At 59.5% G+C, this 15,591-nt stretch carries 14 protein-coding genes and 1 rRNA gene; 8 read left to right on the top strand and 7 right to left on the bottom strand.

All coding sequences use genetic code 11. The features are described from left to right. Positions 1 to 75: 75 nt before the first annotated feature. The 4 genes from HF257_RS26095 (at position 76) to HF257_RS26110 (ending at position 4,146) form a co-directional block, all read left to right on the top strand. Complete coding sequence (locus tag HF257_RS26095) at positions 76 to 396, top strand: hypothetical protein (protein WP_185708227.1); 321 nt, start codon at positions 76 to 78, stop codon at positions 394 to 396. 85 nt (positions 397 to 481) lie between these two features. Continuing rightward, positions 482 to 2,182 (top strand): acid phosphatase, encoded by a 1,701-nt coding sequence (gene acpA / locus HF257_RS26100; RefSeq protein ID WP_185708226.1) that lies wholly within the window; start codon positions 482 to 484, stop codon positions 2,180 to 2,182. A 122-nt stretch (positions 2,183 to 2,304) separates the two neighbouring features. Next, positions 2,305 to 3,474: a hypothetical protein gene (locus HF257_RS26105; RefSeq protein WP_185708225.1), complete on the top strand. Its 1,170-nt coding sequence runs from the start codon at positions 2,305 to 2,307 to the stop codon at positions 3,472 to 3,474. A gap of 147 nt (positions 3,475 to 3,621) precedes the next feature. Next, positions 3,622 to 4,146, top strand: a complete 525-nt coding sequence (locus HF257_RS26110) for an SET domain-containing protein (protein WP_185708224.1) — start codon at positions 3,622 to 3,624, stop codon at positions 4,144 to 4,146. Here HF257_RS26110 and can read toward each other — a convergent pair. Further along, entirely contained in the window at positions 4,143 to 4,787 is a 645-nt protein-coding gene (can, locus tag HF257_RS26115) for a carbonate dehydratase (RefSeq protein WP_025856499.1), read from the bottom strand. The genes HF257_RS26110 and can overlap by 4 nt on opposite strands. A 155-nt stretch (positions 4,788 to 4,942) precedes the next feature. Between can and HF257_RS26120 the strand changes: the two genes are divergently transcribed. Then, the gene (locus HF257_RS26120) at positions 4,943 to 5,347 is read left to right on the top strand and encodes a serine kinase/phosphatase (RefSeq protein WP_185708223.1); all 405 of its coding nucleotides are present in this window, start codon (positions 4,943 to 4,945) and stop codon (positions 5,345 to 5,347) included. Positions 5,348 to 5,466: 119 nt separating this feature from the next. Here HF257_RS26120 and rimI read toward each other — a convergent pair whose 3' ends face one another. Further along, positions 5,467 to 5,919 (bottom strand): ribosomal protein S18-alanine N-acetyltransferase, encoded by a 453-nt coding sequence (gene rimI, locus HF257_RS26125; protein ID WP_005784514.1) that lies wholly within the window; start codon positions 5,917 to 5,919, stop codon positions 5,467 to 5,469. Further along, complete coding sequence (locus tag HF257_RS26130) at positions 5,912 to 6,658, bottom strand: energy transducer TonB (protein WP_185708445.1); 747 nt, start codon at positions 6,656 to 6,658, stop codon at positions 5,912 to 5,914. Before HF257_RS26130 ends, rimI begins: the two co-directional genes overlap by 8 nt. A gap of 187 nt (positions 6,659 to 6,845) precedes the next feature. Here HF257_RS26130 and mksB point away from each other — a divergent pair, with 187 nt between their 5' ends. Genes mksB through mksF form a run of 3 tightly spaced genes read left to right on the top strand, consistent with a single transcriptional unit; the run spans position 6,846 to position 11,648 of the window. Then, complete coding sequence (mksB, locus tag HF257_RS26135; protein ID WP_185708222.1) at positions 6,846 to 8,114, top strand: Mks condensin complex protein MksB; 1,269 nt, start codon at positions 6,846 to 6,848, stop codon at positions 8,112 to 8,114. After that, entirely contained in the window at positions 8,104 to 8,811 is a 708-nt protein-coding gene (gene mksE, locus HF257_RS26140; protein WP_185708221.1) for an Mks condensin complex protein MksE, read from the top strand. Before mksB ends, mksE begins: the two co-directional genes overlap by 11 nt. Further along, positions 8,808 to 11,648: an Mks condensin complex protein MksF gene (gene mksF / locus HF257_RS26145; protein ID WP_185708220.1), complete on the top strand. Its 2,841-nt coding sequence runs from the start codon at positions 8,808 to 8,810 to the stop codon at positions 11,646 to 11,648. The genes mksE and mksF overlap by 4 nt, the downstream gene beginning before the upstream one ends. Before the next feature lie 145 nt (positions 11,649 to 11,793). Here the strand turns inward: mksF and HF257_RS26150 are convergent, their stop codons facing one another. The 4 genes from HF257_RS26150 to rrf form a co-directional block, all read right to left on the bottom strand. Continuing rightward, positions 11,794 to 14,097 carry a PqiB family protein gene (locus HF257_RS26150; RefSeq protein ID WP_185708219.1) on the bottom strand — a complete coding sequence of 768 codons (2,304 nt, stop codon included), beginning with the start codon at positions 14,095 to 14,097 and terminating at the stop codon, positions 11,794 to 11,796. After that, positions 14,090 to 14,713 carry a paraquat-inducible protein A gene (locus tag HF257_RS26155; RefSeq protein WP_185708218.1) on the bottom strand — a complete coding sequence of 208 codons (624 nt, stop codon included), beginning with the start codon at positions 14,711 to 14,713 and terminating at the stop codon, positions 14,090 to 14,092. Before HF257_RS26155 ends, HF257_RS26150 begins: the two co-directional genes overlap by 8 nt. Beyond that, the gene (locus HF257_RS26160; protein ID WP_185708217.1) at positions 14,700 to 15,359 is read right to left on the bottom strand and encodes a paraquat-inducible protein A; all 660 of its coding nucleotides are present in this window, start codon (positions 15,357 to 15,359) and stop codon (positions 14,700 to 14,702) included. The genes HF257_RS26155 and HF257_RS26160 overlap by 14 nt, the downstream gene beginning before the upstream one ends. A 152-nt stretch (positions 15,360 to 15,511) precedes the next feature. Continuing rightward, a 5S ribosomal RNA gene (gene rrf / locus HF257_RS33805) occupies positions 15,512 to 15,591 on the bottom strand; the annotation flags it as partial.

Below are 15,591 nucleotides of genomic sequence, written 5' to 3' on the forward strand. Positions count from 1 at the left end.
CCCCTGACTCCCCCCACCAACACCTTTGATTAACCTGACTCGGATTGCCATCCACAGCACACCGAGGAAGATCCGATGACGCCCCTGTCCAAATCACTGGAAGACATGCTCACTGACATTTACAAGGACGACCGTGTTTCGTTCGTGGAGTACAGCGCGTTGCGAGACGATGCCGACCGCCGCATGGCTGCCGTTATCAAGGAGTTTGGCCTGCATAACAACGTGACGGCGTTTCAAAAAGCGATGGATGTTGCCATGCAGTTGTTGCAGACCAGCGTCATCGACGCGAAAAAAGCCAAGCTGACCGATACGGGCGAGGCAATCGTCAAAGATGCCCTCACGGCCCAAGTGGAGTACCTGCGTGCCGGCAGTCAGTTGGCACTGCGTCTGCTCTAGATCAAACAGCTGTCTTCGTTCCGTCACATTGCATTGCTACCGTCCTGCGAAATATCTTGCAACACCTCGCCAGGGACTCCCCGCAATGACCGATGAGCACGAAGACCGCCCTTCTCCCGATTCCGCATCCCAAGCGCCAGTAGATACCAGCCGCCGACGCTTTCTGGGAGGCGCGGCGGTGCTGGGAGTCGGCGCGACCTTGAGTGCCTGCGGCAATGCCAATGAGACACCGGGCAAACCGGTGACGCGGCCGCTCACGCCCCAAGAGCTGGACAAGGCCCTGCACGACCAGGTCAAAACCGTGGTGGTGATCTACGCCGAGAACCGCAGTTTCAACAACCTGTTCGCAGATTTCCCTGGGGTTGAGAAACCACTCTCGGCCCTTTCCGCAGCAGACGCTCAGCAACGTGACCGCGACGGCAGCCTGTTGACCACCCTGCCTCCGGCCTGGGGCGGTGTATTGCAAGTCGGCCCACAAAGCGTGGACGGGGTGACGTACCCCAGCGAAGTGCAATACCAGGAAAACCTGCCCAACGCGCCGTTCGCCCTCAAGGGCCCGAACGCCGAGGACCTGCCCTTGAGCCTGGTCACCCGCGACTTGTGGCACGTGTTTTATCAGAACCAGATGCAGATCAACGGCGGCAAGAACGACAACTTTGTCGCCTGGGCGGATTCGGGCGGCCTGGTGATGGGCTATTACGCCCAGAGCCGTTATTCCCTGCGCCTGTGGGATGTGGCCAAGGAATTTGTGCTCTGCGATAACTTCTTCCAGGGTGCCTTCGGTGGCTCGTTCCTCAACCACCAGTACCTGATCAGCGCCACCGCGCCGTTTTACCCGAATGCCGCGCAGTCGGTGGCCAAGGCGCAGATCGCCACGCTGCAAAGCGATGACCCCACCGATCCGCGTCTCAAGCCGCTGGATAAGTCCCCGGCAAGCGCCATGACTGGCGCGCCGCAGTTCGGCCCCAGCGCGCTGACCCCGGATGGCTACGGCGTGAACACCCTGGCCCCGCCCTACTGGCCGACCTGGATCCGCGACCCGGAAAACCCGGACTACTCAAAGCCCGATCTGCCAAACGTGCTGGTGCCGCAAACCCACGAGCATATCGGCGACAAGCTGTCGAAAAAGAACGTCGACTGGGCTTGGTACGCTGGCGCTTGGCAGGCCACCTTGGACCAGTTCAAGGATTCGGGCGGCATTCCGAAGATTCCGAACTTCCAGTATCACCACCAGCCGTTCAACTATTTCAAACAACAGGGCCCAGAGAACCGCGCTGAGCGTGACAAGCGCCTGCGTGATGGCGGCTTGGGTGATGAGGCGAGCACCAATAAATTCTTCGCCGACGCCCAGGCTGGCAAGTTGCCTGCAGTGAGCTTCTACAAACCGCAGGGCAACCTGAACATGCACGCTGGTTATGCCGACGTCGCCTCAGGTGACCGCCATATCGCTCGCGCCTTGAAGGTGCTGCAGGAAAGCCCGCAGTGGAAAAACATGGTAGTGGTCGTGACCGTCGATGAAAACGGCGGCTGGTGGGACCATGTGGCACCGCCAAAAGGCGACCGCTGGGGCCCTGGCACGCGGATTCCAGCGCTGGTGGTGTCGCCGTTTGCGCGCAAAGGCACAGTGGACCATACGGTCTACGACACCGCGTCGATCCTGCGCTTGATCACCCGCGTGTTCCAGCTTGAAAAACTCGAGGGTCTCAAGCAGCGTGACGACGCCATGACCGCCCGCGGCCAGAAACCCATGGGCGACTTGAGCAATGCCTTGCAGTTCGACGTGTAGGTTTTCTTATCCAATAGCGACACGCCGGGCGATTTAGCACGCGGGTTCGCTGGTCAGACGCTACTGTGAAGGGGTGGGCTTTCACCCCGCGCAGACGGGCTTTCGCTGACAAGGAACCAAGCATGTTTATACCGACCAGGTTGTCCTTCACCCTGGCCGCACTTTTGGCCAGTGCGGTCGTACAGGCCAATATCGAGGTCCCCCTGGGTAGCACGCAACGTGTCACCCAGTTGTTCGCTTTCCCCAATAATTGCAACGTGATCTGCTTTCGAGCATGGACGTTGGAGCAGACCGCCGAGCACTATCTGAACCAGAGCCTGCAACGTGACGGCTACAGTCGTGCCAAGGTCAGCGTGAAGAGCCACGATGGCGAGGTCACGGCAACCTTCACGGGCGTACCCGACAGCTATGGCCAGCCGCTGACCACGCTCCTGAACACCGCCGACCTGGCCTACCAAGGCGCGAGCAAACTCAACAGTGACGGCAAGTGGGCCTATAACTGGTACCTGTTCCTGCCGCTGGGCATGGCGCTGGAAAACCGCAAAAGCATCGAATTGCTGCACTTCCCGCCGGATTATTCGCTGACCCAGGCCCAGGATTACCTGGAATCGGCCACCACCGACCGCTGGGCCAGCCTGCTGACCGACAATGGCATTCCGGCCACCGAAACACCGGCCTTCCAGACCATCATCGATATCGCTCCCATCGCCGCGCCGTCCAACGCTGGCAAGGACCTGGAGAACGTCTACGGCTACTTCACCGACTACCAGACACGCATGGTCAAGGAACTGAGCCTGCACCCCAAAGGTTCATTGCCGATGGTTGCGTTCGGCGCGCCGGTGCGCAGTTGGATCAAACAACACTATGGGCAGACCGTTGGCATACTCGGCCTGGCACAAATCAGCCCGGAAGATGGCAAGACGGTCTCGGTGTTGGGCGCCAACCACCCGAGTTACATCTGGTACGCCGCTGACCCCGCAACCTATGACGGTAATGAGCAGAAAGCCGATGAGGCCGGTTTAAAAGTGATGAGCCAGGACTTGAGCGCCGCCTGCTGGCAGGCCGGGATGGGGCAGAAACCCGCTAGCGATCCGAATGTATTGCTCAAGGCGTGCATGAATACCTGGCAGGTCACACGCAAGGAACAGACCTGTGAGTTGTTCTACACCTCGGTGCGCAGCCTGACCCCGGAACAGGCAAACGCCAAATGCGCCATGCCGGCCATCAAAACGCAGCTCAAGCAACTGAAGAACCCCGCCCCAGAAGCTTCGGCCAGCGAACCCGCGCTTTGACGCGCACGAAAAAAAACCGATTGCTACTGTCATAGTTGACAGTAGCAATCGGTTTTGACATCAGCGAGTCTTTAGCCGGGCCCATCCGCTGCAAGACTGGCAGTAAGACACTATCGACAAGTCGATGCAGCCCAACCAGGACGAGTGATGAAAACTCAGGCCATGGATAAGGCTAACCACGACGCTGCGGTCTGTGTTTACCCTTTTGCCACGACGTCGACTGATCGCGGTTACCCATCAACCGTTGATTTCCAGGCGGTCTATGATCAAAGCGGGCGCGCGACAGGCATTCGCTCGCGCTTGCCGTTCGACAGCAGGACGCGCATCAGCAAGGTGTCTGGCTTTGCGACCAGAAGCCAGCGCCAGCACACCTTTCAGATCTCGTCACACATCCACTTATTCGACTGTTGGTTTTGCGGCCTGATCAGTCACTCCTGCGAGCCCAACACCCTGTTGGACGCCGATTACCTGGAATTGTGGTCGTTGTGTCGCATCCCGGCGGGCTCTTTATTGACGATCGATCACGCCGCCACAGCGGATGTGCTGCCCCGCCAGTTTGCCTGCGAATGTCGCACACGCAATTGCCGGGGCTGGATCAAAGGCCGACGGGAACAGATAAACGCAGAGGGCCTACGCTACCTGGACCAGTGGCACCTGTACCACGACCGTTAAGCTTCGCCCAGCGGACGCAGGCGGTATTGCGGCGGCAACTGCTCGAAGCCACTGATGGTGGTGTTCAAGCTTTTCCAGCGGCCGTCCTTGATGCCATAGATGCAACCATGGATCGACAGGCTCTGCCCGCGGTGCCAGGCGTTTTGCACAATGCTGGTGTGGCCGACGTTGGCCACTTGCTGAATCACGTTCAGCTCGCACAACCGGTCAACGCGCTCTTCTTCGGTTGGCAATTGGGCCAGTACATCGCGGTTTTCGTAATAAAGGTCACGGATGGTGCGCAGCCAGCCGTCAATCAGACCGAACTGGCGATCCTGCATCGAGGCGCGTACGCCGCCGCAGCCATAGTGGCCGGTGACCAGAATGTGTTTGACCTTGAGCACGTCCACCGCGTACTGGATCACCGACAGGCAATTGAGGTCGGTGTGCAGCACCACGTTGGCCACGTTGCGGTGCACGAACAGATCACCCGGCAGCATGCCGACGATCTCGTTGGCCGGTACGCGGGCATCGGAGCAGCCGATCCACAGGTACTCGGGGGTTTGCTGGCGGGCGAGCTTGGCGAAGAATTCGGGATCTTCCTGTTTGATCGCATCCGCCCAGCGTTCGTTGTTATCTAGCAGGTCTTGTAATTCGTTCATCAGGGAAAGCCTCAGGAATGATGCGCAGTTTTGTGACTGACAACCGCCCGTCCGGGTCACGCCCAGCCTGCGAATAGACAAGCATTAATTAGCTTGAATCTTTGGGGCACGCAGCCTGTCCACACACTATAAGCCCCACAGTATGAGGATTGGCCATGACTGAATCACGACGCCCCTATGGTGCGACAGAACCCGAGCCCATTGATGACAACGAAGACCGCATGGGTTCGATGCGCGAGCTGGATTTTGACGAGCAGGAGCCGACGGCCGAGATTGGCGATGAGATCCCGCGTCGCGAGCGAGAGCATCTGATGCCCGACGAGCGGGTGCGTGAAGCAGGGCTCACCGGCGCTTCGACGGATGATCACGAGTCGACTGATGATGATTTGAGTCCAGAAACGCTGATCCATGAGGACGGCGCGCGCGATGCGCGGGAAGAAGGCGAGGATAATCCGGCGGATTATGACCTCAGCATTGTTGATGAAGATGAGATTGGCGGCGGGAATGGGTTGGATGAGGCGGAATTGGCCGACTTGGACCCAGTAGACAAAAAACGCTGAAACACTGCGGTCTAAAATGTGGGAGCGGGCTTGCTCGCGAATGCGCAGGGTCAGTCAGCATAACTTGGACTGATCCACCGCATTCGCGAGCAAGCCCGCTCCCACATGGGGACCATCGCCTAATCGACTAGCGTGCAGGCCATGACGACCGCATCTTCGCGACCACCTACAGCGGGGTAATAGTCACGGCGACGGCCAATCTCATTGAAGCCATAACGCTCATACAGGCGAAACGCACCGGTATTGCTGTCACGCACCTCCAGGAAGCATTCCCGCGCACTGGCGGCGTAGGCGCGGGACATCAGGTGTTCCAGCAGCGCCAGCCCCAAGCCACGGCCCTGGTTTTCCGGCTTGACGGTGATGTTCAGCAAGTGCGCTTCATCCAGGATGATCTGCACCACGCCGTGCCCAACCTGTTGCTCACCTTCGAACATCAACCAGATCTGATACTTGCCCAGCCCATCGAGAAAAATCCCACGGGTCCAAGGGTGGCTGAACGCCGCGTATTCGATTTTCAGCACGGCGTCGAGGTCGGCCTCGGTCATCGGGCGAAAGGATAAAGCCTCACTCATCGGTTGTTTTCCAGCGCGCCATCAGCCGGCGCATGGCTTGCCAGACATCAGCCTTACGCTGTGGCTCTTCCATTAATAATTCCAGGCCCGGCAGGGCCCATACCGAGCCCAGGCCTTCGACCTGCAGCTCGCGGTACCAAGCTTCAGCGTTGGCTTCGCCGGCAAAACGCACAGCGGGCAAGCCGATCAGCCACAGGCACACACAGGGTTCGTCTTCCAGGCGCGCCGAGACAAAACCTTGCACAAAATCACGCGCTGCTTCCGGGCCCTGGTCCATGTTGCCACGCACCAGCAACGGCCAGCGCACTGGCTCGCCGATGATCTGCGGGCTGTCGGGCAGGCCGGCGGCGCGCAGCATGTCCTTGAGCAGCAGGTAGGCGGGGTCACGGGTCTGGAAACGCTCGCCGGTGGGCAATTCCACCAGCAGCAGGCAGCGCCCGGCACGCAGCAACTGCAGGGCAAAACGCGGCGGCGGGACGACCGGGGCCTTGACCTCCGGGGCCGCCTCTTTGGCAACCACGGCAGCCTTGGCCACCGGCGACGGGCGCGGCACTTCGATCTTGGCGCGCTCTACCACAGGGCGCACGGGCGCTTCGGCCTTGACCACTGCCACCGGCGCCGCCGCTTCCTCGCCCGAAGGCTCGAACGCATCATAGGGCTCAAGCGCTTCCAGCAGCTGAGGCCGCGACGGTGCGGCAAACGGCAGTTCGGTGCGGGGCAGCCAGTTGACCACCTGCATGGCGGTCAAGTAAGCGCGACGTCGGGACTCGATAAGCACAGCTCGGTCACTTGTGGATAACTAAAGAGCGGGGATTCTACCGCTGTTCGGTAACAATCGCCCACTGCGCACTGACCGGCTGTGGATAAATCCCGCGCCTGATGCAGTACAATCGCGACTTTTCATCGCCAACCAACCGGCCATTCCCATGATCGAACCCAAGCGCGTCCTACGCGCCCTCGCCGAACACTGGGCCTTACTTGAGCCACTGTGCGAACACTTCGACCAAGGCACCTTGAGCCTCGGCGAACTGCGCGCGCAACTGGCCGCCCAACAACTGGACAGCACGCCACAGGACATCACCAGCCTGTTGGACGTGTGGATTCGCCTGGATATCCTGGTGCCTGTCGCCAAGAGCCCGAACCGTTTCGAGCTCAACGCACAGATCCACGACTTCCTGGCCTATCTTCGCAAGGAGCACCGGCTTGGCCTGTGCCTGGAAATCGAAGCCTACCTGCGCCACCTTGAGCGCCTGGCCGGGTATATCCAGGACGCCTTCGACATCCGTGATGGCCACGACCTGGCCCGCCAACTGCGCCTGCTGGATATGCGCGTGCGGGACGTGCTGAAAAAACTCGCCAACGACGAACAAGCCCTCGCTGCCGTGGCCGACCGCGCCAAGACCAGCGACCGGCAGATCCCGTTGCGCCAGCGTTATGCCGAAGTACTGGCGACCTGGGACGAATACGTCGAACCGATGATCCAACTGGTGAACGCCGACGGTGCCTTCGAACAAGGCGTGCGCAAGGTGGAAAACGTGCTGCTGCGCCTGCTCACCGAGCAACAGCGCCTCGGCCACCTGGTGGACGACGACATGCTGCTGCGCACCCACGCGCGCATTCTCGAGATGCAGACCAGCGCCCAGCTGACCCTGCGCCATGCCCGCGAACTGCTGTTGCCGTTGCGTGAAGAAGCACGCCGGCACAACGCCGTGACCCGTGGTGCGGCGTTGGCTCTGTCGGCAATCCGCCGCAAAGGCCTGGACGCGGTGCCACAAGCCGCAATGCCGATGTTTACCCGTCCGCAAAGCACCTTCCTCGGCAGTGCCAGCCAAGTGGAAGCTTATGTGTATGCATTGGCGAATTTCGAGCCGAAACCGGCACGTTTCCCCAAGGCGCACAAATCCCACAAGGGCGAAGCGCAGCGCGCACCGCGCACGGTCAAGGAAATGCTCGAACGCTGCGAAGATGCGCTGCCGATGCCGGACCTCATGACTTGGCTGCTGGAGCAGGAGCCGGACGGCGCCACCGACGAATTGCTGTACTGGTTCTCGCGCTTGTCCCGCGAAAAACGCTTCAAGCGTGAACGCCTGGAACGTCGCGATTACCACACACACGAGCATCAGGTCAGCCTGCGCTCCTTCGCCTTGCTCCCGGCCAGCGCCGAGCACTCTGCGAGTACACCTAATGCATCTTGATCTATCCGAACTGTCCCAGCTGGCGCCGATCTTTCGCGAGCTGTTCAAGGGTTACCACGTCAGCCGTCGCGACCCAGAGCTTTACGCGCAATTGTCGAATTTCCAGGACCAGTACCGCACGTTGTTCAAAGCCCTGGGTTTTGAACTGGTGTGCGATACGCGGGGCTTCTACTACTTCGTACCGGACACTGCCGTGGCCGCAGCGCAAGTGAACAAGACGGCCCAGCGCCTGGCGTTGTTCACCTTCATCATCGTTGAGCACTTGGCCGATCAAGGCCGCGACCCGATTGCCGTGCTTGACGGCGGTAGCCTGGGCCGCGATGAACTGCCATCACTGCTGGAGAAGTACCGCGACCTGTTTATCCAGGCCGAAGTGCAGACCCAGGAGGAACTCGAAGAAAAGATCATGCGCCGCATGACCCAACTGGGTTTTGCCAGCGAGGACAACGGCGTGTATCGCTTCCTGCCGCCCATGCACCGCTTCCTCGATGTGTGCTTGTCGGTGCAGCAGGACCGCGACCTCGCGGCCAGCGTGCACAGCGTGTTGCCATTGCCGGCACCGGTGATCATCGACGAAGACAGCGATGAGAAATTGCTGAAGACCGATGACCCGCTGGACTTGAGCGACTTTGAAGACGAAAGCGAAGAAGACGCCCTGGCCCGTGCCATTGCCGAAGAACAGGAGACCGACGCATGAGTAAGGAACGCTACGGCATCCGCCGCTTCGCCCTTTTGAACACTGCTGGCTACAGCCTGGGATTGTTCCCGCTGGAAGAGCCGCTGTCGGTATATGGCGCGAACAACCTGGGCAAGTCCGCGTCGATCAACGCCTTGCAGTTCCCGATTCTGGCGCGCATGTCGGACATGAGTTTCGGCAAGTACACCCTGGAACAGTCGCGTCGCTTCTACTTTGCCACCGACACCAGCTACATCCTCGTGGAAGTGTCCCTGCCCCACGGCCCGCACGTGATCGGCGTGGTTGGTCGCGGCCCGGGCGGCGGCTTTGGCCACCAGTTCTTTGCCTACGCCGGCAAGCTCGACCTGGCCCACTACCAGAAGAACGACACCTGCCTGCGCCAGAAAGAGCTGTTCACCAACTTGGAGCGCGAAGGCCTGAAAGCCTACGAACTCAAGCCGGATGAACTGCGTCGTTTGCTGGTGGGCGGCCACACGTCGATACCGCTGGACCTGACGTTGATCCCGCTGCGCTCTACCAGCGAGCAGAGCCTGAAAACCTTCCGTGCGCTGTTTCTCAACCTGCTGCACATGCGCGAAATCACCGCGGCCAAACTCAAGCAGTTGTTCCTTGATGCGTTCGAACACAGCCTGCGTTCCGGTAGCGTGGATTACATCGCCGCGTGTGAAGAAGCTTTCCGTGATGTACGACGCATGGAACAGGACTACAACTCGCTGGTGGCCGCTGGCCCGCTGGTCGAAGCCCTGTCCAATGGCGTGCGTCAGCGCGACATATTGCGCGGCAAGTTGCATCGCCTGTCGCCGTTGCTCGATTCGTTGCTGGGCACTTGGTCGGACTACGCCAGTGCACGCAAGGAAGAGCTGACCATCCAGGCCGAGCACTACCGCAATGAGCAGGACGCACTGCAGAACGATCAGCGTGGCGGCACCCAGGAGCTGATGCGCCTGGAGCGGGAAATCAGCGGCATTCAACGTTGGTTGGGCGAGTTGTCGGTACTCAAGCATCGCTTTGCGTTGGTGGATGACGTGAAGGTTCTGGAGCAGCAACTGCTGGCCGCCAAGGACGCGCACGATGAACTGGCGGGCGCCCTGGCGCAGTCGCGACAGTTCAGCGCCGAAGATTTGGACGAGCGTTTGCGCGACCTGGAAAAACGTTTGAAGTCGGTCAAGCAGCAACTTGATCACGCGGATAACAACAGCTACGCCAAACTGCGGGAAGAATTCTCACAGCAGGATGTCGAGCGTCTGATGCGTCTGTTCAACAGTTCGTTGTTCAGCCTGCCATTGGGCGAGCATGGCATCACGCTGGACGAAGATGGCCAGTGGGTTAAATCCCTGGAGCAGATCCTCGATGGCTTCAAGGGCGAGCGTTTTGAAGTGCCGGGGCTGTCCATCGACATCTCCCACATCGAACCGCCGGCATTGCAGGCCTTGGCGGATCGCGCAGCATTGCGCGACCAAAAAGAGCGCCTGGAAAAAGAACTCAAGCAGCTCAAGACCCAGCAGGCCGTAGCCTCTGACCGTGCGGCGAGCAAGACCCAGACCGAAGCGCTGTACCAGCAAGTGCTGGACGCGCAAAAGGCGCTGGAAGACTTCCGTCGTGCGCAAACCCTGAGTGCGGAAGAAGGCGAGAAGCTGGAAAACCTGGCACAGATGGAAGCGGCCCAGGATGAGTTGAAACGCTCCAGCGATGCGTTTACTGAACGCGTCCAGCAGCTGTCAGCCAAGCTGCAACTGGTGGGCCGTCAGATCGGCGATATGGAAGCCAAGCAACGCACGCTGGATGACGCATTGCGCCGTCGTCAGTTGCTGCCAGCGGACTTGCCGTTCGGCACGCCGTTCATGGACCCGGTCGATGACTCCATGGATAACCTGCTACCGCTGCTCAATGACTATCAGGACAGTTGGCAAGGTTTGCTGCGCGCTGATGGCCAGATTGAAGCGCTGTATGCCCAGGTGCGCCTCAAAGGCGTGGCCAAGTTCGACAGCGAGGATGACGTTGAGCGTCGCCTGCAACTGCTGATCAACGCTTACGCACACCGCACCGACGAAGCGCTGACCTTGGGCAAGGCACGCCGTGCGGCGGTGACCGATATTGCGCGCACCCTGCGCAACATCCGCAGCGACTACGACAGCCTTGAGCATCAACTGGCGTTGTTCAACCGCGAGATCAACAAGCGCCAGGTGTCCAACCTGCAGAGCTTTCGCATCGTGCTCGCGCCGAACAAGGAAGCCCTCAAGCATATCGACCAGATCATCCACAGTGCCGGCCAGTATGAAGAAGGCGAAACCCTGTCGGTGTTCGACCTCAGCCAAAGCGCCGAGCAGGACAACAAGAACGAAGAGGCCAAGGAATACCTGGCCCGCCTCGTGGCTGCCAACCATAACCAGTTGGGCCTCAAGGATTTGTTCGAACTGGCGTTCGAGATCACCAAGGTGCACGGGCAACCGGTGATTCACACCGACATCGACGGCGCCGCGTCCAACGGCACCACCATGACCATCAAGGCGCTGACCAACATGTACTTGTTGCTGCACTTGATGGACCGCGACCAAGCCGGGCGTGTGCGTTTGCCGTACTACCTCGACGAGGCGGCGGACATCGACGAGAAGAACCAGGCAGCGTTGCTGGAAACCAGTTTGCAGCTGGGTTTTGTGCCGATCCTGGCCAGTGTGAAGCCACAGGTGTCTGCCCAAGTGGCGATCGACCTGGAAGGAGGCAGCGGGCCGAACGGGATCTACATCGATGAGGCGGATTGGAAGTACATTCGTCGTCATGATGTGGTGAAGGCGACGGTGAATGTGCAGGCGGATGAGCCGGAGTTGGATGAGGTCTGATTTTTTCGGCTGAAATGCAAAAGGCCCCTGGATGAGAATCCAGGGGCCTTTTTTGTTGCCTGTTCCGGCCGCTTCGCGAGCAAGCCCACAGGACTCACGCGGACTAATGTGGGAGCCGGCTTGCTCGCGAACGGCGCGACTCGGTTTATTTGCCCAGTGGAATCTTAGGCGCCCAGGTCAGCCACTCATCTTCAAACTTGTCGAACAACGGGAACGTCTGCTGCGGCCGTGCGGCATTACCCATGCGCTCACCGTCGGGGGTAGCGAAGGCAATACCACCGGCGACCAGCGTCTCCAGGGATTCAGTGCGCACCGTAGCGCCTTTGAACAGGCCGAAGTCGAGCCCAAAACCGCTGGTGTTCCAGAAGCGGCTGCCGCTTCGTACCAGCGGAGCATATTTAGGCTCGATCAGGATGTGGATAAGCACACGGTCAGCCGTCTGGCCCAGCTCGTAGCCGGTGACTTTACCGACGGTGACTTCACGATAAGTCACCGGCACACCTTCCTTCAACGAGCCACGGCGTGCAGCGCTGAGTGTCAGGCTCAGGCCTTCCTCCTGATGAACGGCCTTCGGCGGCTCATCCAGTGCCACGAAGCTCTTTTGCGGACCGGCGTTTTTCACCGCTGGCTGCACTTCGATGTACTGGCCGGTGACCAGGGTTTCCAGGTTCGAGGTTTTCATCAGGCCCAGCTCCGGCTTGACCACCCAGAACTGGCTGCCGACGCGTGCAATGCGGTCCGCCACTTGGGTGATGCGGGCGCTGAGCAGCACTGATTGCATATCGGCACTGAGGTCGACACTTTCAATCTTGCCCACGTCCAGCCCTTTGAAACGCACTGGCGTGCCGGCGCGCATGCCGTCGGCACGATCAACCTTGATGGTCACCAGGGTGCCATGTTGGTTGGCCGCTTCGCGGTCGGTGAACAAACGGAAGCGCGGGATGCGTTTTTTCAGCGGTACGTTTGGCTCAGGCGTTTCGAAGGCGATACCGCCGGCCATCAAGCTGGCCAGGGATTCACTCTTCACCTGAATGCCACCGGTGAGGCCACCCGTGAGGGTGACGCCACTGGCATTCCAGAAGCGCGTCGAGCCGTTGACCAGGTTTTCGTATTCCTTCTCGATGTGCACGCCGATCACCAGTTGCTTGTTCTTGCGCGAGAACTGGTAGCTCTGCACCGAGCCGACCTTGACCTGTTTGTAGAGGATCGGGCTGCCCACGTCCAGGGAGCCGAGGTTGTCGGTGAACAACACCATGTGCAGACCCGGGGAGCGCAGATCCAGCGGTGGCGCCTTGGCTCGGGCGACAAATTCGCGTTGGGGCGCACTGCCTTTGTCACCAGGGCGGATGGCGATGTAGTTACCTTTGACCAAGGCTTCCAGGCCGGTGATACCGGCGAGGGAGATGGACGGTTTGACCACCCAGAACTGGGTGTCTTGTACCAGGTAGTCTTCGGCCAGTGGGTCGAGCGTCAGTTCGGCGTTGGCGCTGGACAGGTCCGGATCGATCTTCAGGGTTTTCAAGCTGCCGACCTGGATGCCTTTGTACATCACAGGCGTGCGCCCGGCTTGCAGTCCTTCGAAATCAGTCAGCTTGACCTTGACCTTGATACCCGCCGCCGCGGCATCGAAGTCCTCATAGAGGCGGAAAGGCAGGCTCGGGTCAGTCGGCGGGCTGTCCTTGCGGTTCTCGGGCGTGGCGAAGGCGATACCACCAGCAACGATGCTGGATAGGGATTCGCTGCGCACCTTCACGCCGGACAGGTTGGCGTCGATGCTGATGCCGCTGGCGTTCCAAAAACGCGTGTGTTTGCGCACCAGGCTGGCATAGGTCGGTTCGATATAGACCTTGATCTCGACGGTGCTCTGGTCTTCGGAGAGCAGGTAGCTTTTAACTTGACCGACTTGAATTTGTTTGTAGAACACCGGACTGCCACGGTTGAGCGAGCCTAGGCGGTCGGCCTTGATGGTCAGGTGCAGGCCGGGCTTGGCGTCGGATAAAGGTGGTTCTTCAGAGAGCGCCTTGAATTTGCGCGTGGGCTCGCCATCGCCGGGGCTGGCGGCGATGTAGTTACCCGAGACCAGCGTCTCCAGACCGGTGATACCAGCCAGGCTTACGCTGGGCTTGACCAACCAGAAGCGTGTGTTTGTCTTGAGGTATTGATCGACGTCCTTGTTCATCTCGATGGTGGCGATCACCCCGCGATTACTGCCTTCGTCGTCCAAGGCCAGCGCCTTGACCTTGCCCACGGTCATGCCTTTGTAGACCACTTCGGTCTTGTTGACCTGGATACCCTCACCACTTTCAAAGCGCACCTGGATCTCGATACCTTGCTGGGTATAGGCGCGCCATCCCAACCAACCGCCGATAATCAGGGCTATCAGGGGCAATACCCAAATGGCCGACCAATTGGAGGCCGGGCGGGTTTTAGCTTTAGGCAAATCACTCATGGTCGTCGTCCGACTCCGTGTTATCCCAAATCAGTCGGGGATCGAAAGTTACTGCGGCAAGCATCGTCAAGATCACCACACTGGCGAACGCTGCAGCGCCGAGATTGGCCTCGACGCTGGCAAGCCGCCCAAAGTTTACAACCGCCACCAGGATGGCGATCACGAAGATATCCAGCATGGACCAGCGGCCAATGAATTCGATAAAGCGGTACATCACAATGCGTTGCTGCGCGGACAACGGCTGGTGGCGCTGCACCGAGAACAGTAGCAGACCAATGCCCACCAGCTTGAATGTCGGCACCAGGATACTGGCGATGAACACCACCGCGGCGATGGGGTACATCCCGTGCTGCACCAGTTGGATCACGCCGGCCATGATGGTGCTGGGATCACCCTGGCCAAGGCTGTTGATGGTCATGATGGGTAACAGGTTTGCTGGAATGTACAAAATGGCCGCCGTAATCAGCAACGCCCAAGTGCGTGTGAGGCTATTGGGGCGGCGGGCATGAATCAATGCGCCGCAACGCGTGCAGACTTGCTCATCGCTGTCGGGATCTTGTTTGTTCAACTCATGGCATTCGGTACAAATCAAAATGCCTGCATCAATCGCCCGCATGGTCATCCTCCCCTGACAACGCTTGCCAGATCTGGTGAGGTGACATCACTACCTCAAGTAACACTTGAACCATTAATAGGCTGATAAAACAGACCAGGCCCAGACCTATGGTGATGGAAGCCATGTCAGCGAGTTTCACAATCGCCACCAAGACGCCCATCAAGTAGACCTCCAACATCCCCCAATCCTTCATGTGATGGTAGATGCGGTACAGCAGCAGTCCGTAACTGCGCCCGATGTTCCAACGGATGCTGAGGAGCACTGCCAATTGGCAGATGAGCTTGAGCAAGGGGATGCCCATACTGCATAGGAAGACAACCGCTGCGACGCCTTGCATGCCTGTATCGAATAGGCCCACAACGCCGCTCCACACGGTGTCTTCAGAAGACTGCCCAAGTAGATTGAGCTGCATGATGGGCAAAAAGTTCGCAGGGATATACAACAGCAGCGCAGCCAGCACCAAGGCGAGGCTTCGCTCAACGACGTTGTGGCGGTGAGCGTATAGCTCGTAACCGCAACGCGGGCATTGGGCTTTTTCGCCTAGGGAGAGCACTGGTTTACGCATCAGCAAGTCGCACTCATGGCATGCCACCAGGTCGTCCAGTGGTAAATCCGACACCTCGATGGCATCAACCGGATCGGGCATAGATAGGGCTCAGACTCTAAAAATGATTAGGTGCCTATTCTAGTGGTCTGGTTCAGAAATAACTGTGCAAATTTGTCGGTCCCTGGCCCACTTTCCGATCGCCCAAAACAAAACCCCTGACTGCGTTAGCAATCAGGGGTTCTGGAATTTAATCTTGACGATGACCTACTCTCACATGGGGAAACCCCACACTACCATCGGCGATGCATCGTTTCACTGCTGAGTTCGGGAT

Source organism: Pseudomonas cremoris, assembly GCF_014230465.1.